Raw genomic sequence first — 18,088 nt, forward strand, 5'->3', positions numbered from 1 at the left:
AAAAGTAGACTTTTTTGTTATCTTTGTTCGCTGTTCTAATAATTTAAAAGTAGTAGATGGGTTTAGTTACCGCGAAAGAAGTTGCAAAGGCAATAAATGTTGAAAAGTACGGAGTTTTCGGTACCTTTTCTGGCTGGATTCTTATGAAGGTTCTTAAGATCTCGACCCTTAATAAAATTTACGATCGTAATAAACATTTGGAAGACCTTGACTTTTTGAATGGAATTTTGGATGAAATGGAAATTAAATTCGAAATCCCAGAAGAAGATTTAAAACGTCTGCCAAAAGATGGTGCGTATATAACCATTTCAAATCATCCGCTTGGAGGAATTGATGGAATTTTATTATTGAAATTAATGCTCGAAAGAGAGCCAAATTTCAAAATCATCGCCAATTTCTTGTTACACAGAATTGTTCCGATGAAAAAATATATCATGCCGGTTAATCCTTTTGAGAATCATAAGGACGCAAAATCGAGCGTAATTGGAATTAAAGAAACATTGCGTCATCTAAGTGACGGAAAACCGTTGGGTATTTTCCCTGCCGGTGAGGTTTCGACTTATAAAGATGGTAAATTAGTAGTAGACAAACCTTGGGAAGAAGGCGCACTTAAACTAATCAGAAAAGCTAAAGTTCCTGTTGTTCCGATTTATTTTCATGCAAAAAACAGTAAATTATTCTACTGGCTTTCTAAGATTGACGATACTTTGAGAACTGCAAAATTGCCTTCTGAATTGCTTACGCAAAAAGATCGTGTAATTAAAGTTCGTATTGGAAAACCAATTTCTGTAAGTGAGCAAAATGAAATTGAATCTTTTGAAGAATATTCAGAATTCTTAAGAAAGAAAACTTATATGCTGGCTAATCCGTTTGAGAAAGACACCAAACTGATTGACACGGCAAGTCTTAAAATACCGAAAGCACCTAAAAAAATCGTAACCGCTGCAAGCGAATCAAAATTGATTGATGAAGTGCAAGCATTACGCGACAGCGACAGCAGGTTTTTACAAAGCAAAAACTACGAGGTTTTCTTTGCAAGCGCAAAAGAAATTCCGAACATTTTACACGAAATTGGACGTTTACGTGAAATCACTTTCCGCGAAGTTGGAGAAGGAACAAATGAATCTATTGACATAGACGAATACGACCAATATTATCACCATATGTTTTTATGGGATGATGAAACCAAAAAAATCGCAGGAGCTTACCGTATGGGATTAGGTTCTGAGATTTATCCAAAATACGGAATTGAAGGTTTTTATTTGACTGATCTATTTAGGTTTGAACCAGAATTGCACGATATGATGCATAAGTCAATCGAAATGGGACGTGCTTTTATCGTAAAAGAATATCAGCAAAAACCAATGCCATTGTTCTTATTGTGGAAAGGTATTATTCACACCACTTTACGTCATCCTGAACACAAATATTTAGTTGGCGGTGTAAGTATCAGTAATCAGTTTTCAGATTTCTCTAAATCATTGATGATTGAGTTTATGAAATCAAACTACTACGATCCGTATATTGCACAATACATTCATCCGAAAAAAGCGTACAAAGTAAAACTGAAAGACGCAGACAAAGATTTTATCTTCGATGAAGCAGAATCTGATTTGAATAAGTTTGACAAAATTATTGACGAACTAGAACCAGGAAACTTACGTTTGCCTGTTTTAATTAAGAAATACATCAAACAAAACGCAAGAGTAGTCGCTTTTAACGTTGACCCGTTATTTAATAACGCTATCGACGGTTTAATGTACATTAGAATCGCAGATATTCCAGAAAGCACGATGAAACCTGTTATCGAAGAGTTTCAGATTGAATTGGAAAAAAAATTGTCTGAGAAAGAAGATTAATATAAATGAAAAAGCCGCTTCAAAATTTGAAACGGCTTTTTTTGTATTATTAAAACTAGAAAACTACTCTTTTCCAATTTCATCAATCTCCTCCAATTGATTTTTAGGATCTGCACCATACTGATTTGGTCCTTTTTCACCATCTGTACATGCTAAAACCAGATTATATATAGGGAAAATAATATACCAGCCACTTTTTCCTACATCGTGCATTCTTCTAACTCCTACTGCAATCGAAGGAATTAAAACTGCTAAATTATACAGGCTGCTTAACAATGCTAGTTTTTCAGAAATAATTCCTAATCCAAACAATAAACCATAACCAATAATAGCATTAACTAAAACGAATAACCAATATTCTTTTCTTCTTGCTCTGCCGTTAAAATTTGCATAGTTCTCAAAAACTACCTTTTTGTACATTTCAATCATAATAAAATCATTTAAATTCTCTCTTACTCTTAAGGATTTTCAGTTACTCCATCACTCTTTAACAAAGCGCAAGATTAACTATTATCGATTTAATTTGCAGGAACTAAAAGTCATAATTGTATTACAAAAAGACATTTTTACACAAAAAAATCCCATTCATTTCTGAATGGGATCTTGAGTAAATATTTGTTTTTCTCTTAAAACCAGCCTTTTTTACCAACTTGATATGTTTGGTAAAAATCTTCATCTGATTTTGTTAAGTAGATGATTCCTTCAATAAATCCAATTATACTACCAACACCGCAAGTTACGATTGTAATTACAATTTGGATGATTCCTTCTTGAGTGTATCCTAAGATGAATTTATGAATACCTAAGTATCCAAAAATAATTCCCATAATTCCTGCTAATACCTTTTTATTCTCTTGCCTAGGTTGAGATGGTGTATTCCAGCTTTCTGGTTTTGTAGTTTCCATTTTTATATTATTTAGTTAATTATTAATTCCGATTTCATCAATTTCTTCAATGGTACTTTTAGGATCTGGACCATAATAATTTTCCCCGTGTTCTCCTTCTGTTGCTAACAAAACAAGAAACCAGATAGGACCAACCAACGGAATGAAAGAAATTAGAACATTCCATCCACTTTTACCCAAATCGTGCATTCTTCTAACCGTTACAGCCAAAGATGGGATTAAAGCAATAAGAGAATACAAAGCGATTAACCCAATTGCAACTGGAAAACCTAAAAATCCTCCGCCAATTATTGATACTATTATCGCTAAAGCAATAAACACAAAAAAGATTACAGCGGTTGCCAAACGAAAATACCAATATTCACTTCTTCTAGCTCTTCCGCTAAAATTCGAATAGTTCTCGAACATTGCAATTTTATACCATTCAATCATAATTTTTAAATCGGTTATTTTTGGCCTACTCTTGGGATTTTCGGTTTTCTCCTTACTTTAAAAAAGAACCTATTTAGACTCATTCTTTTAAAATTCGGAAACAATATTATTAAAAATTAACAAATAAAACTAATCTCACTAAATAAAATTTACAAGAAAAAACTCGTTATTAAATTCTAAAGGCTGTAGGCTAGTTTTTATGATACACCGCTTTAATTTTATCTACAATTACCTGAGCCAGACGTTCATGACTTTCAAATGTCCAACCTGCAATATGAGGCGTCAGTAACACATTTTTTGCTTCCATAAGATATTGAAGTGCTTCTGGCGTATTGTTTTCTTGAAATAGGGTTTCAAACGAAAGTTTTTCATATTCTAAAACATCCAAACCTGCTCCTAGAACTTTTTTCTCTTTCATTGCCTCAACCAAATCGGCTGTGACGATGTTTTTGCCACGCGATGTATTAATTATCCAAAATGGCTTTTTAAATGCATTTATAAAGCCCTTGTTGACCATTTTATCTGTTTCTGGTGTCCAAGGAAGGTGAAGGCTTAAAACATCCGCTTTTTCGCGTAATTCTTCCAAAGAAACTTGTTTAGCATTTTCGTCGCCAACATTATCCAAAATATCATAGCATAAAACTTCTGTTTCAAAACCTCTCAGTTTTTTTGCAAAAGCTTTTCCCATATTTCCATAACCAATAATTCCGACTGTTTTTAAATCCAATTCATGACCACGGTTGCTTTCGCGATTCCATTGTCCTGCTTTTACTTCAGCATCAGCTTGGTTTAGATTATTAAATAAAGATAAAATCACGCCTAAAGAATGTTCTGCAACAGCATTGCGATTTCCTTCGGGTGCTGCAATTAGATGAATTCCTTTTGAAAAAGCATACTCACAATCAATGCTTTCCAAACCAGCACCAACTCTCGCAATAAACTGCAACTTTGTTGCTTTATCCAAAAAACCCTTATCAATCTTGAATCGACTACGAATTACGATTCCGTTATAGTCATGAATTTTTGCTTCAATTTCTTCTTTTGAAGATTTGAAATCAGCATGATTTTCAAAACCCGCTTCTTCCAATTGATTCCATAGAATTGGATTATTACTGTCGATATGAAGAATTTTTACACTCATTTTTTCTAAATTTTATAAAAAACAAAAATACGGTTAATTTAATCTCGCAAAACCACAAAACCACAAAGTTTTTCCCATTGCAATGCACTTTGAACTTCTGGAATCTTTGCAGCTTTGCCTCTAAACTTTTTATTGGTCAGATTTTTTTTTAACTTTGAAAGAATAAGGATTTCGCAATCCATCATATAAATCTTCAGAAAATCTTCCCATAATGAAACTAACCAAGACTTTTAAAGCCTTTTTTGAAAACGAAAAATCGGGAGGAATTATCTTGCTCTGTGTTACGATTTTATCTCTATATCTTGCCAACTCTTCAATTCAAATTCCGTATGTTGCTTTTTGGGAAAAAGAATTTTCAGGGCATTCTATTACGCACTGGATCAATGATGGATTGATGACAATTTTCTTCCTTTTGATCGGATTGGAGCTGGAACGCGAAATTTATCACGGCGAATTATCCAATATTAAGAACGCTTCTTTGCCTATAATGGCCGCTTTTGGCGGAATGCTGGTTCCTGCAGCGATCTTTTTGGTCTTAAATTATGGAACAACAACACAAAACGGAGCTGGGATTCCAATGGCGACCGATATTGCCTTTGCAATCGGAATTTTATCGCTTCTAGGAAAAAAGGTTCCTACATCTTTGAAAGTTTTCTTGACTGCTTTAGCCGTTATTGATGATTTAGGCGCTATTATCGTTATTGCAGTTTTTTATACCACATCAATCTCTTTTTTAAATCTAGGAATTGCACTAGGAATTTGGGGCTTATTATTCATCTTGAACCGAATGAAAATCCATAATCTAATTCCATATCTTGTTGGTGGAGCTATTATGTGGTATTTTATGCTTAATTCTGGCGTTCATGCAACCATTACAGGAGTTATTTTAGCATTTGTAATTCCGTTTGGAGATGGCGGAGAAAAAACTTCTTCGTATAGACTACAACATTTTTTGCATCAGCCCGTTGCCTTTCTAATATTGCCTCTCTTTGCAATTGCAAATACCGCTATAACCATTACAGAAAACTGGCACGAAGGTCTTAATCATGTTAATACATACGGAATCATTCTTGGTCTTGTGGTAGGTAAACCACTTGGAATTTTGCTTTTCTCTTCTGTCGGCGTGACGTCTGGTTTGTGCATGTTACCTAAAAACTTAAAATGGACACATATTTTAGGTGCAGGAATGCTGGGCGGAATTGGTTTTACCATGTCAATATTCATTACGGTTCTTGCTTTCAAAAATCCCGAAGTTATTGTTTTTTCTAAAATAGCGATTCTTATAGCCTCTTTCATGGCTGGACTTATGGGATTTGTTTATTTGAAATACATACTAAACAGATCGAAATAAAATCCCAATAAAAAAATCCCAAACTCCAGTTTGAAAATTGGAATTTGGGATTTTTAATATTTGAAATTTCTTTAAAACCTAACCTTTGATTTGTTTTAAAGAAGTTTTGATTCCTTTAATTAATGATGAACTAAATCCATTGTGTTCCATTTCATTTAAACCGACAATTGTACAGCCTTGAGGCGTCGTTACACGGTCGATTAATTGTTCTGGATGCACTCGTTCTTCTAAAAGCATTTTTGCTGCCCCCTTTACCGTTTGTGCCGCAATTGCAAGAGCAGTATTAGAATCAAATCCAATTTCGATTCCTGCTTGCATAGAAGCGCGAATATAACGTAATGCATATGCAGTTCCGCACGCACCTAAAACTGTTGCTGCATCCATTAGTTTTTCGTCAATTACAGGAGCAGTTCCTAAATCTTGAAACAAATCAACAACTGGCGAAGCATTTGCTGCATATTTTTCAGGGAAAGAAATACAAGTTGCCGATTCTCCAAACTGTGCAGCAATATTTGGCATAATGCGAACAACTGGATATTCAAAATTTGTTTTGGTTTGAAGCATATCCAAAGACAATCCGCTAACTGCTGAAGCGATTGTTTTATTTTGGATAACTGGCAGAATTTCGGCCAAAACAGTATCTACTTGATAGGGTTTTATAGTCAAAATTAAAACATCAGCTTGCTCGATGTTGTGTTTATTATCGTTAGAAACAGTAATTCCGTACTCAGATAAATATTGAATACTTGCTGTGTTTCTTCTTGTGACAGTAACTTGGTTGTTTTTCGAGAATTTAGCAATTCCTAAGGCAATAGAAACCCCAAGGTTTCCTCCTCCAATAATGTGTACTTTCATTTTGGTTTGGCTTTAATTTATTTCTGGCTGGTAAACAGCATTTTCCGCCTGCAAATTACGCAGATTTTAGAGATTTTAAATCACTGCAAATGGCTAATTTGTGGCAAAAATCTAGAATCCAAGAATCAGATTTGCTACTCCAAAGTATAACATGATTCCGAAGACATCGTTGGTTGTTGTAATAAACGGACCAGTCGCAATGGCGGGATCAATTTTGTTTTTGTTCAAGAAAAGCGGCACTAATGTTCCTAAAGTAGCAGCAAACAAAATCACGACAATCATCGAAATTGAAATGGCAAACCCAACTAAATACTGCTGATACATGATAGAATGGTAACACAATAAAAGAAATGAAATAATACTTCCCGAAATCATCGAAACGGTAATTTCTTTAGTAAAATAAGCACGGCTGAAATCTTTCAATGTTCCATTTGCTAGACCTTGCACTACGATTGCCGAAGCCTGAACTCCAATATTTCCAGCAGTTGCAGAAAGTAAAGGCACAAAAATGATTAATGTAGAATATTTTTGAAAAGTTGCTTCATTGCCTTTTAAAACAAAAGATGCAACAATTTCGATCACCATTCCGATCAAAAGCCAAGGCAGACGCGCTTTGGTCAATTCGTAAACGCTGTCATTCGATTCAACGTCCTGTGTAATACCGGCAGCTAATTGGTAATCTTTATCGGCTTCTTCTTTGATTACGTCTACGATATCATCGATAGTAATTCTTCCTACCAAACGACCTAACTCGTCAACAACCGGAATTGCCTCCAAATCATATTTCTGCATGATACGAGCGACTTCAACATCTTCTGTATCAACATTAACAAAATTTAATTTTCGGATATAAACTTCACCAATCTGAGTTTTGGTAGAAGAAGTCAACAAATCTTTAAGAGAAAGTCTTCCTTTTAGTCTATTTTCATCATCCACTACGTAAATAGAATGTACTCTGGATACATTTTCTGCCTGAATTCTCATTTCTTTAACGCAGGTCAAAACATTCCAGTTTTCATTCACTTTTACAAGCTCTTTACCCATTAGACCTCCCGCCGTATTTTCGTCGTAACGCAAAAGATCAACAATGTCTTTGGCGTGTTCAACATCTAATATTTCAGAGATTACTTCCGCTTTAATTTCCTGCGAAAGTTCTGCGATAATATCGGCGGCGTCATTGGTTTCAAGCTCGTCAAGCTCTTCTGCGATTTCCTTTGGTGAAAGTCGGCTTAAGATATTTTCACGCAGATCCTCTTCCAATTCAAGAAGAATTTCGGCGGTTTTATCACTATCTAAAACCTTAAAGATGTAGGTTGCCTCATCGAAATCTAATTCGTCTAAAATTTCGGCAATATCAGCGTGGTGCAGATCATTAAGTAAAACTTCTAATTCGCTGTCGTTTTTCTTATTGATCAGTTCCTCTAACTGGTGTATAAATTCTTTACTAACTTTGAACTCCATCGGTTTCTATTTTTAGAGTTAGTTCAATAAATTCATCGACGCTAAGCTGCTCCGGACGTTTATCAAAGATAGTGTCTTCTCGCAATTTGTCTGATAAATTTAATGTTTTCAAACTGTTACGTAATGTTTTTCGTCTCTGCTGAAAAGCGGTTTTTACAACTGTAAAAAACAACTTTTCGCTACAAGGAAGACTGTAATCTTCCTTTCGGGTCATTCTCATCACACCCGATTTCACCTTGGGCGGAGGAATAAAAACGTTTTCATCAACCGTAAACAGATACTCTGTAGTATAGAAAGCCTGGGCTAAAACGGATAGTATTCCGTAGGTTTTCGAGCCTTTCTTTTCGCAGATGCGCTCGGCTACTTCTTTCTGGAACATTCCCGAAAATTCAGGAATCTGATGTTTAAGATCTAATGTCCTAAAAACAATCTGAGAAGAAATATTGTACGGAAAGTTTCCAATTATGGCAAACTGTTTGTCTTGGTAAACTTCATTTATATTATACTTCAGGAAATCCTGAGAAATAATCTTGTCTTTTAATTTTGGATAATGTGCATCCAAATACGCTACCGATTCTGTATCGATCTCAATAACGTGTGTGGTAATTGGCTTTTCAAGTAAATATTTAGTAAGCACGCCCATTCCTGGCCCTATTTCTAGAACCTCCTCATATCCTTTAAGACTCAAAGTATCTGCAATAGCCTTTGCGACACTTTCGTCTTTAAGAAAGTGCTGTCCTAAATGTTTTTTTGCTTTTACTTTTTCCATTTCATTTCTTGTTTGCCACGAGGCTGCAAAAGTATTCTTTTTTTGCCACAATCCCGATAGCTATCGGAACAAAGAGACAAAGATTTAATTTCTTTTGACTGAATACTAATTACTGAAAACTGAACACTAAATATTAGTGCTCCGAAATAACTTCCAATTCTGTTCTGAAAGAAAGCATTTTATCAGCAAATAAGCCTAATGCTTCTCTATGAAATTCTGGTTCATCTTCGATATAAAACTTCTCCAGAGTTTCTTTGCTGTCTGTTATATACTGTACAGAATAGGTGATTCCGCCCATTTCTTCTTCAACGAGAACTTTTACAATTCGTGCTGAAGAAAATTTATTAGTAGCCAGAATTTCTGGTATATGTTTTTCCTGCATCCATTTTAACCATTGGTCATGAACGCTTTCGTGTATGTTTGTGGTAACGTTGTAAATAATCATTTCTTTTAGACTTTCTTAGATTCCTTAGACATCTTAGATCTCTAGACTTTCTTCTTTCATCTAAGAAGTCTAAAGATCTAACAATCTAAAAATCTCATTTATAAATTCTTATCACCTCTTAACTCTCGATATTTTTTTCTGGCATCAACAAAGTAAATACTGTCTTGTTGATTAAAAATTACCTTTTCATATAAAGGCTTTGCCTTTTCTGGATCTTTTAGTTCGTCGTTGTAAATTTCTGCTGAGAAAAACAATGCTTCATCAACATAAATTCCGTCGCTGTGATTGTCAATGATTTGCTGATATTGGCTTAAAGCCGAAGCAAAATCTTTCTGACTTTCGTACACTTTTCCTAAACGAAGCAAAGTTACCGCTTCTATTTCTTGACCTTTAAAGGTTTTTAAAATATTCTGAAACTGCGTTATCGCTTCTTGTTTTTTATTCTGATAAATTAAAAAATCGCCCTTTGCAAATGCTTTTAAAGCAACTTGAGTTGAATCGGCGGCGGTATTATCATTAATTAAAAGAAAATATTCTAGAGCGTCATTGGCGATTAACTGCGTATTGGCCGCTTTTAATTCTTTGAATTGTTTATTTGCCCATTCAAAATCACCTTTGTAATAACTTGTTTTAGCTGCTTTCAAACTGGCTTCGTGCGCCATTACATCATTTTTCAAGTCCAATTGAATTTGCGAATAATAAATCAGCGCCTGATTGTACTTTTCTTCTAAAAGCAAAATATCGGCCAGCTCCATTTTAGCGTCAGCTTTTTGATATTCATTTAGATTTAATTCTAAAGCCTTTTTGATTACTGCCTTTCCTTCTTCTGTCTTTTTCAAATTAAAAGCCAAAAAATGCGCTTGAATGATTTGCAAAGATAAGGTAAAAGGACTGATTTCGTAAGTAGCCAGCAATTGGTTCAATTCCTGATCGATTAACGGATAGTCTTTTTCCTGTGCATTATCAATCTTTATTTGCATTAAATAAGCATTAGACTGAATCAGCAAACCTAAATCTTTCGTGTTTTGAAGAATGAAATTCAGGATTTCAACAGCTGTTTCGTCATCGTTTTCATTCATCGCAAACTGACTCAAATTGACAATACTCATTAACGATTCTGGCTCGCGTTTGTAAATGGCTTTTTCCTGAATAAAGGCTTTTCCGAATTCTTTCTGCTGCACATAAAACCAGCTTAAATAATGATTCCAGAAAACGTCTTGATCTTTTTGGGTTCTTAAGATTAGTGCTTTTCGCATTGCATCTTTAAAAGCCGTATTATCAGTTTCACCATTCATGAATCTTGACAATTGCGTCTGAATCAAATTGGTGTTCTGCGGATTTGTAAAAGATTCTGTCAACAACAAGTCAATCATTAAATCGGTTTTACCCAACTGTCCGTACAGCATTCCGATTTGAAAATTAAAATTGAAATTGGGCTGAATCTGCATTGCAGTCTGATACGCTTTTAAAGCATATTCTAGCAATACTTTTTTCTCAAACGAGCTCGCAATTCCGTAAACATCATTCGGATTTACCTTTATTTTTTCAATTGCCTGTTCGTAGTAATTTTTGGCTTTCGCGTCATTTTTCTGTAACTGGAAATTGTATCCTAACTCCACCAAAAAAACACCTTGTTTATAGCGATTGTATCGATCTTGAATAGCTTTTTCGGCATTCGCGAATTGCTGTAACTGCTGATAACATTCGACAGTTCTTAAAAAATACTGCGTATTAGAGGGCGCATTTTTCAAAAGCTCTTCATAACTGATTTTAGCTTTATCAAAATCACCTTTATCGTAATAATATTGTGCCAGCTGCTCGTTTTGTGCAAACGCAAAACCAGAACATAACAAAACGATACCAATCAATATGTTTCTCATATTTTTTAAGTTTTCAGTCGCAATCGCAGTTTTCAGTCAATACCTAAAATTATAAACTGGAAAAATTTAAGCTTCCAGTTACTGTAAACTATCACTGTAAACTGAGACTTTTCTAGTTTTCCAAAAAATCAGAGCTAAACCAATTAAAATAAATGGAATACTTAAGATCTGTCCCATATTAATCAGCATATTGTTTTCAAAAGCTTCTTGATTTTCTTTAAAAAATTCAATTATGAAACGAGCTGTAAATAATAAAGTTAAGAAAGTTCCAAAGATTAATCCTTGTGCATTTCTAATTTTTTCTGATTTATACATGTAAAATAGAATTCCGAAAATCAGTAAATACGCAAAAGCTTCATACAATTGTGTTGGATGTCTCGGAATCAAATCATCTCTTTCAAAAACCACTCCCCAATTTCCATTAGTTGGTTTTCCATAGATTTCAGAATTCATAAAATTTCCCAATCTAATAAATGTACCCGTTACAGGAACTGCAACAGCCATTTTATCTAAAAGCCCTAAAAATTGCACTTTGTATTTTCTGCAGTATAAAATCATTGCCGTAAGTACTCCAATAGAACCTCCGTGACTTGCCAAACCTTGATAACCCACAAATTGATAAACTCCTTTTATTTTCTGAATCGGCAAAAGGATTTCTATCGGATGTTTTAAGAAATACTCTGGTTCGTAAAAGAAACAATGCCCAAGTCTGGCTCCTAAAACCGTTCCAACAATTACATAAATCAATAATGTATCGAGATTATCTAGCGAAAGATTTTCTTTTTTATAAATATTTCTAACAATGTAAAAGCCTAAAAGAAGTCCGCAAGCAAAAAGAGCTCCGTAATATTTTAAAGGAAAACTATCTGTAATCCAGAAAATAACAGGATCTACGTTCCAGTTTAAAATTCCATTCATCATGCTCTGTTTTTTAATTTCTATAAATTAAGAAAACCTAACAGGTTTTTAAAGTCTGTTAGGTTTGTATCTTAAAAACTATCTTTTTTAGTTTATAATATCAAATCCACAGTAAGGACGTAAAACTTCTGGGATTACGATTCCTTCTGGAGTTTGGTAATTTTCAATAATTCCAGCTAAAACTCTCGGAAGCGCTAATGAACTTCCGTTAAGTGTATGTGCCAGCTGATTTTTTCCGTCTTTGTCTTTGAAACGTAATTTCAAACGGTTTGCCTGGAACGTTTCAAAGTTAGAAACAGAACTGATTTCTAACCAGCGATCTTGAGCAGTAGAAAATACTTCAAAATCGTAAGTCAAAGCAGATGTGAATCCCATATCGCCACCGCAAAGACGTAACACTCTGTAAGGCAATTTTAATTCTTTTAAAATGCCTTTCACATGTTCTACCATTCCGTCTAAAGCTGCATAAGAATTATCAGGATGTTCGATACGAACAATTTCTACTTTATCAAATTGGTGCAAACGGTTTAATCCGCGAACGTGTGCTCCATAAGAACCTGCTTCACGACGGAAACATGGCGTATAGGCTGTCTGTAAAACAGGCAATTCACTTTCGTTTAAAATCACATCGCGGAATAAATTGGTTACTGGAACCTCAGCCGTTGGAATTAGATATAAATCGTCAATTCCAGCGTGGTACATCTGCCCTTCTTTATCTGGCAATTGACCTGTTCCGTAACCAGAAGCTTCGTTTACCAAATGTGGCACCTGAACTTCATTGTATCCTGCAGCAGTGTTTTTGTCTAAAAAGTAGTTGATCAAAGCACGTTGAAGCTTTGCTCCTTTTCCTTTATAAACAGGAAATCCTGCTCCTGTGATTTTTACACCCAATTCAAAATCGATGATATCGTATTTCTTAACCAATTCCCAGTGAGGCTGTGCGCCTTCGTGCAAAGCTGGAATATCTCCTTCTTGGAAAACATTCAAATTGTCATCTGGAGTTTTTCCTTCAGGAACAATATCGGCTGGAAGGTTTGGTAATGTGTATAATTTATTGGTCAACTCAACAGCCAAAGCTTCTGCTTTTTCGCTCAGTTCTTTGCTTTTTTCTTTTAGTGAAACTGTTTTTTCTTTTAAGATTGCTGCTTTAGCTTTCTCGCCAGCTTTCATCAATTCACCAATATCTTTGGACAATTTATTAGATTCTGATAAAGTATTGTCTAATTCCACCTGTGCAGCACGACGATTTTCGTCTAATTGAACCACCTCTTCAACAACGCTTTTAGCATCGATATTTCGTTTTGCTAAAGCTTTGATTACTTTCTCTTGATTTTCTCTAATAAATGCAATTTGTAACATAGCTTGATTTTTATAACTATTGTATTTTTTATAACGGAAGCAAATTTAAGGAAATGTTTGTTAACAATAGGTCAAAGTTTTGCAGTAAAACAGAAATCCCCTATAAACAGCAAAAGCACCGTAAAAGTGCTCTTGATGTTATTTGATTTTTTTTGAATTTTATTCTAAAAAACGGAGTCTGTCATCTCTATGAAAAGCATATTCTCGTCCGTTATACTTTATTTTTTCTAATTCCTTTTTAATTTTCAAGTCACTTTTTTCTTCAATTCCATTTTCTAAATCACTTTCTATTGCTTCTTCATAAGAAAAGTTTTTAGATATGATCAAATCAAAATAACCATTGGTTTTATGATCAGAAAAGCTCATTCCGGTTTCTAAAGTTTCTATCTGAAAAGTTCCATTTCCGTTAGAATCACCATTGCTTAATCGAATTGGATATTCGTATAAAACCTTTTTTATCTCTTTATCGGCTAGAGTTACTAGTGTAAATTTCTTTTCTGAATACAGAACAATTCGACTGCTCGCATTGGCTTCGGTATAAAAAGCAATTGCTGGAGTAGTTTCATTTAGAAAAACCAGATCTTTCAAAATATGCGATTTCGAAAACTGAATAGCTTCATTATCATAATAACCTAAATTATCATCAAACTCTTCGGCAATTACGCTTCCGTCTTCACGGTTTACAAATAAGTATTTACGCTGAAAATAATTCCCCAGCTCATTGTCATTATCATTAGTTCTAAATGCTTTTTTATCGTGCGAAACAGTTGTCAGGACAAAAAAAGCAGTTTGGTCGTCGTAATTGATAGAACTTGTTTCTTTAATTTTAATATCTGAATATTTGATTTTGAGATTGGATGCCACTTTAGAAAGCAACTCAAGATTCATTTCTTTTGAATCTTCAATTTCGTCCAGATTTTTAAAAATAAGTTTTTTTATCTGTCTTTTGCTAAAACCAAGTTCCGTTTGCGAAAGAAGTTCTTGATCTTGAACTTGAACATTGTCTTGAACCTTTTCATGTTTCCCACAGGAAAATAAAAACATCAAAACGCCGCTTAAAAGAATCGTTTTTTTCATAGGCTTTGATTTGTTAGAAATTTAGGGTATTTCAAATATATAATTTTCTTACAAACCTCAGCGGGAAAATTAAAATTTAATCTCTCTTAATTTCGTGTCCTACAAACTCTTCCAGTGTTTTAAACATTTCGTCGACCGAAAGCACTTCTGTATCCGGATGCGATTTTAAAAATGCAGCATTCAATTCGGTCAGATTTTCGTCCAATTCAAAATAAGCATTGTTATTTAGCAAGTCTTTAAAAGCGTTCGGAGCCTCATATTTATCTTTTAGAAATTTTCCTAATTTAATGTTACTCTGCAAACGCAATTTGCGACTTTGTTCTTTAAACAATTCCAAATGCTTTTGGGCACCAATTAAAGCTAAGCCTTCTTCGATTAATTCGTTCAGTTCTTTATTCCAGCCCGAATCATGAACAAACTTCGAAAAATTTCCTTCAGCATATTTCGAAGCATAAAAATCTAAATAATAACTCATTAAAGCATCTTCGTGAATTAAATCGTCGTCTATTTTTTCTTCGCGCATTAAATTGATTACCGAAATATTCGAATTTACAACGTCTTGAGGATTTTCGCTGTTTGCCGCCGTTTCTGAAATAATGATTTTACCGAATTCCATTTGAATGTTTATTTAAAAAATTGTTTTGCAAAGTTGAGGGAAATAATTGAATGTTGCTTTTCAAACTTATTTATTTTGCGTTATTTTTTATGCCTTTTAACTTAAAAAACAGTCTTTTTGACAAGAAATACAATTTTTCTGCTTTTTCTTCGTTTGTCCTTACAATCTTTAACACAAATTCCCGTTATCAATATAAATTAAAAAGTTTGTCAAAAATTGATTACCTTTAAGCAACCATTTATAAAAAACCACATCTGTTTAATAAACAATACTTTACACCAAAGTTTTCCTAGCTAAAACCAAAAACGTGAAACAGATTTTATTAATATTTAGCATCCTGCTTTTGCTGGTTGGCTGTGACAATGATGATTTGCCACAGTCCGACGTTCCTTTTGCGCTAGTAGGTAAGGGAGATTCTTTTGCAAACGACCAAAGCCTCGCTCAAAGACATTTGGTTATTAAAGATGCTAAAACGTGGAATAATTTTTTGAAAGAAATGAATATTTCAAGTGCTAAAATAAAAGGTTTTAAAGAAACTAATATTGATTTTAGCCAATATCAGGTTATTGCCGTTATTGATAAAACACAACCCAATGACGGGCATTCGATCGATATTGTAGAAATGACCGAAAACCGCAATACTATAATTGTAAAGGTTGAGAAATTAAAAAACGGGAATCTCACCAAGAAATCTTCTAGACCTTATGACATTGTAAAAACAGCAAAAACAGATAAAAAAGTGGTTTTTGAGCAGTAATAAATCTTCTCAAAGTTTTAAACTGATAAAAAACTTACTGTTAATTTCCTGTATTTTCGGTTAGTAAGGCTTTCAATTCATTCGTTTTCACATACGCTGCAAAACGTCCAGACAACAGCAACATCTCTTTTTCTTCGGGAGTTATTTTTAACTTGGTTTCGATATGTGACGTATACTCGTAAAGCATTAAAAGTTCTTTTGCATCAAAATCTTTAAACTTTTCTTTGTCCAAACTAGAAAGCTGTAGCTGACTGTATTTGTCCTTTTGAAAACTATCTTCTCCAAACTTTTCAATCAATTCTGCTTTAAAATTATCATGAATTTTTAGCCAGCTTGGGGCTTCGTCATCAGTATTTTTCAGTTCTGTTACCAAATCTTCATAAGCCTTGTTTTTATTTAACTTTTGAAGATATTCTTTTAAAGTTGTAAAACCAATAATCTGATAATTGGAAATCGGTATCTTGTATCGTTCCAAAACATTTTCGACATCTTTTTCAAAAGTCATATATCTGGTTTGAACCGTGTACAAAGAAGCAGTTTCTAACAACGAAATAAGTCTGATTTTTTCATCATTTATAAAAGGAGCTTTTTTCCCCTGTCCTAAACAATCAATAAAAAGTGCCTTTTTGTTTTTGTCTTTTACTTTTGTATCGTTATGAAGAAGTTCAATCAGCGTTTCGTAACCCATATTATCTGACGCCCCACCGTCAATTACACACAAAATTTTATCCTGATTTTTAATTCCGAATTTGGTTTTAGGGAGAACTCCCGGAAAAGCCGAACTTGCTGTAATAGCATACGTCAGCGGAAAATCATAACCGTTGTTAATCTCATTTTCGTCAAGCGAAAGCGGTGCCTTATTAGGAGCAAGAGACGAATTGATTTTTAAAGCCCGAATAATATGTGGCATAAACGGAAATCGTTCACCGTTGTTATAAGCCGTTCCATTGGCAACCATTATGGGTAATTGCGGATTTTGCTTGCTGTCCTTCGGAATAAAAAAATCAGACAAAAGCATTTGTGTTCTAAATTTATTCTGATTCTCTGGATTTGCGCTGTCGTATTGCAAAACCTCCAAATCTAATCGCTGCGCCATAGAGATTTTTTCCCCTTTTTCGTTTCGGCTGTTGTTCAAAAGAGAAAAAAGCGAAGCCGATTTACTAACATCAGCTTTAAATGCATCGGCTTTAGAAAAATAAAATTCGTTGAACGAACAATTATCGTATTGCAATTTGTTTTTAAAAATGGTCAAATAATATCCCGCAGCATAACAGCCTCCAGAAACAGTAGAGAAATAATCAATTTCATTCAAGAAATTACGATTCGTGTTTTCTTCCTTAATTTCTTCTAAACCCAAAAGAACACCCATACCGAAAAACTGGGCTCTTGATCCACCACCCGAAATTCCCACTCCTAAAGCAATATTTGGATTCTGAAGTCGGCTATCACGATCCTGAACCGACTTATATTCGCTTAAATCAACCGCAGGAATTGAGTTATAATTGATTTCTGAAAAGAGATTTATTTTGTTTTGGGCGATTCCTTCGTTTATTATAAAAAGGAAAAAGAATCCTAGAGAAAGACCTTTAATTTTCATTCTAATTCCATTTAATTACTATCTATTCAACATTAAATAATCGCAATATATACGAGAGTTCGTAAACAATAAAAAGCACAGCTAAAATAGCGTGAAACTTTTTATTATTTATTTTTATTGCAAATAAACACAACACAATATGGCTTATAACCCGAACAAAATATTCGCTTTGATTATATAAAAAATAATCGCCACCTTTGATTGCCGTATCGACTATATCGGCTCCAAAACTTAGTGCCAAAACCGAAAAAAACCATTTTTTTCTGGAATAAAAATAATCTTCATATCCTGAATAATCTACTAAATCGTCGGGATAAAGAATGGCGCATAGCAAATAATAAATCAAGATATAGCAGATAATAAAGAAATAATCTGCAAAATACCATTCATGGATTAATTTTAGATTAAACTCCCACCACCAAAAGTGAATAAGCATCAAGAATACATAAAATACCCATAAAGCATGCACAAAATAAAATTTCTTGCGTCCGGGATGCTGGATAAAAATTACGGAACCTTTTATAAGATGCGTTAAACTCAAACCTAAAATGATTCCGATAATTGATTTAACATGCGTAAGTTCTTCCATAAAACATTATTTACAACGAAATAAAATTAATTGAATTAATCCAAAATGAAATGTTTACTAATTGATTTTTAACTTTT

At 33.9% G+C, this 18,088-nt stretch carries 18 protein-coding genes; 3 read left to right on the forward strand and 15 right to left on the reverse strand.

Translation table 11 applies throughout. The features are described 5' to 3' along the window. The first annotated feature begins 56 nt into the window (after positions 1-56). Positions 57-1,859: a GNAT family N-acyltransferase gene (locus tag AC5ZCW_RS04000; protein WP_177211660.1), complete on the forward strand. Its 1,803-nt coding sequence runs from the start codon at positions 57-59 to the stop codon at positions 1,857-1,859. 63 nt (positions 1,860-1,922) lie between these two features. Here AC5ZCW_RS04000 and AC5ZCW_RS04005 read toward each other — a convergent pair whose 3' ends face one another. The 4 genes from AC5ZCW_RS04005 to AC5ZCW_RS04020 all read right to left on the reverse strand — a co-directional run bounded on the left by AC5ZCW_RS04005 (position 1,923) and on the right by AC5ZCW_RS04020 (position 4,337). Beyond that, a complete protein-coding gene (locus AC5ZCW_RS04005; RefSeq protein ID WP_496118095.1) occupies positions 1,923-2,288 on the reverse strand; it encodes a DUF805 domain-containing protein in 366 nt (121 codons plus the stop codon). 197 nt (positions 2,289-2,485) lie between these two features. Further along, complete coding sequence (locus tag AC5ZCW_RS04010; protein WP_095930301.1) at positions 2,486-2,764, reverse strand: TM2 domain-containing protein; 279 nt, start codon at positions 2,762-2,764, stop codon at positions 2,486-2,488. A gap of 15 nt (positions 2,765-2,779) precedes the next feature. Then, positions 2,780-3,196: a DUF805 domain-containing protein gene (locus tag AC5ZCW_RS04015; RefSeq protein WP_281634233.1), complete on the reverse strand. Its 417-nt coding sequence runs from the start codon at positions 3,194-3,196 to the stop codon at positions 2,780-2,782. A gap of 190 nt (positions 3,197-3,386) precedes the next feature. Next, on the reverse strand, positions 3,387-4,337 hold the full coding sequence (locus AC5ZCW_RS04020; protein ID WP_496118098.1) for a 2-hydroxyacid dehydrogenase: 951 nt from the start codon (positions 4,335-4,337) through the stop codon (positions 3,387-3,389). Between the two features lie 211 nt (positions 4,338-4,548). Between AC5ZCW_RS04020 and nhaA the strand changes: the two genes are divergently transcribed. Then, the gene (nhaA, locus tag AC5ZCW_RS04025; protein ID WP_496118100.1) at positions 4,549-5,688 is read left to right on the forward strand and encodes a Na+/H+ antiporter NhaA; all 1,140 of its coding nucleotides are present in this window, start codon (positions 4,549-4,551) and stop codon (positions 5,686-5,688) included. A gap of 78 nt (positions 5,689-5,766) precedes the next feature. Here the strand turns inward: nhaA and proC are convergent, their stop codons facing one another. The 9 genes from proC to AC5ZCW_RS04070 all read right to left on the reverse strand — a co-directional run bounded on the left by proC (position 5,767) and on the right by AC5ZCW_RS04070 (position 15,068). Continuing rightward, a complete protein-coding gene (gene proC, locus AC5ZCW_RS04030) occupies positions 5,767-6,543 on the reverse strand; it encodes a pyrroline-5-carboxylate reductase (RefSeq protein ID WP_496118102.1) in 777 nt (258 codons plus the stop codon). A gap of 111 nt (positions 6,544-6,654) precedes the next feature. Continuing rightward, the gene (mgtE, locus tag AC5ZCW_RS04035; protein WP_095930296.1) at positions 6,655-8,004 is read right to left on the reverse strand and encodes a magnesium transporter; all 1,350 of its coding nucleotides are present in this window, start codon (positions 8,002-8,004) and stop codon (positions 6,655-6,657) included. Continuing rightward, positions 7,988-8,773, reverse strand: coding sequence for a 16S rRNA (adenine(1518)-N(6)/adenine(1519)-N(6))-dimethyltransferase RsmA (rsmA, locus tag AC5ZCW_RS04040; RefSeq protein ID WP_177211655.1), 786 nt, complete (start codon positions 8,771-8,773; stop codon positions 7,988-7,990). Before rsmA ends, mgtE begins: the two co-directional genes overlap by 17 nt. Before the next feature lie 133 nt (positions 8,774-8,906). Next, a complete protein-coding gene (locus tag AC5ZCW_RS04045; protein ID WP_008465514.1) occupies positions 8,907-9,218 on the reverse strand; it encodes a DUF4286 family protein in 312 nt (103 codons plus the stop codon). A gap of 98 nt (positions 9,219-9,316) precedes the next feature. Further along, entirely contained in the window at positions 9,317-11,098 is a 1,782-nt protein-coding gene (locus AC5ZCW_RS04050; RefSeq protein ID WP_496118110.1) for a tetratricopeptide repeat protein, read from the reverse strand. Between the two features lie 78 nt (positions 11,099-11,176). Further along, positions 11,177-12,019: a prolipoprotein diacylglyceryl transferase gene (gene lgt / locus AC5ZCW_RS04055; protein ID WP_496118114.1), complete on the reverse strand. Its 843-nt coding sequence runs from the start codon at positions 12,017-12,019 to the stop codon at positions 11,177-11,179. Between the two features lie 84 nt (positions 12,020-12,103). Then, positions 12,104-13,375: a serine--tRNA ligase gene (gene serS, locus AC5ZCW_RS04060; RefSeq protein ID WP_008465517.1), complete on the reverse strand. Its 1,272-nt coding sequence runs from the start codon at positions 13,373-13,375 to the stop codon at positions 12,104-12,106. 159 nt (positions 13,376-13,534) lie between these two features. After that, positions 13,535-14,452 (reverse strand): hypothetical protein, encoded by a 918-nt coding sequence (locus AC5ZCW_RS04065; protein ID WP_496118116.1) that lies wholly within the window; start codon positions 14,450-14,452, stop codon positions 13,535-13,537. Positions 14,453-14,528: 76 nt separating this feature from the next. Further along, positions 14,529-15,068, reverse strand: a complete 540-nt coding sequence (locus AC5ZCW_RS04070) for a DMP19 family protein (protein ID WP_496118118.1) — start codon at positions 15,066-15,068, stop codon at positions 14,529-14,531. Between the two features lie 307 nt (positions 15,069-15,375). Here AC5ZCW_RS04070 and AC5ZCW_RS04075 point away from each other — a divergent pair, with 307 nt between their 5' ends. Continuing rightward, complete coding sequence (locus AC5ZCW_RS04075; RefSeq protein WP_281634242.1) at positions 15,376-15,825, forward strand: protease complex subunit PrcB family protein; 450 nt, start codon at positions 15,376-15,378, stop codon at positions 15,823-15,825. A gap of 40 nt (positions 15,826-15,865) precedes the next feature. On the opposite strand, the gene AC5ZCW_RS04080 is transcribed toward AC5ZCW_RS04075, so the two are convergent. Together AC5ZCW_RS04080 and AC5ZCW_RS04085 are read right to left on the reverse strand one after the other, a co-directional pair. Next, positions 15,866-17,422, reverse strand: coding sequence for a patatin-like phospholipase family protein (locus AC5ZCW_RS04080; RefSeq protein ID WP_496118120.1), 1,557 nt, complete (start codon positions 17,420-17,422; stop codon positions 15,866-15,868). A gap of 22 nt (positions 17,423-17,444) precedes the next feature. Further along, positions 17,445-18,011 carry a hypothetical protein gene (locus AC5ZCW_RS04085; RefSeq protein WP_343540895.1) on the reverse strand — a complete coding sequence of 189 codons (567 nt, stop codon included), beginning with the start codon at positions 18,009-18,011 and terminating at the stop codon, positions 17,445-17,447. Positions 18,012-18,088 lie beyond the last annotated feature (77 nt).

It is taken from the genome of Flavobacterium sp. PLA-DH12, assembly GCF_059511845.1.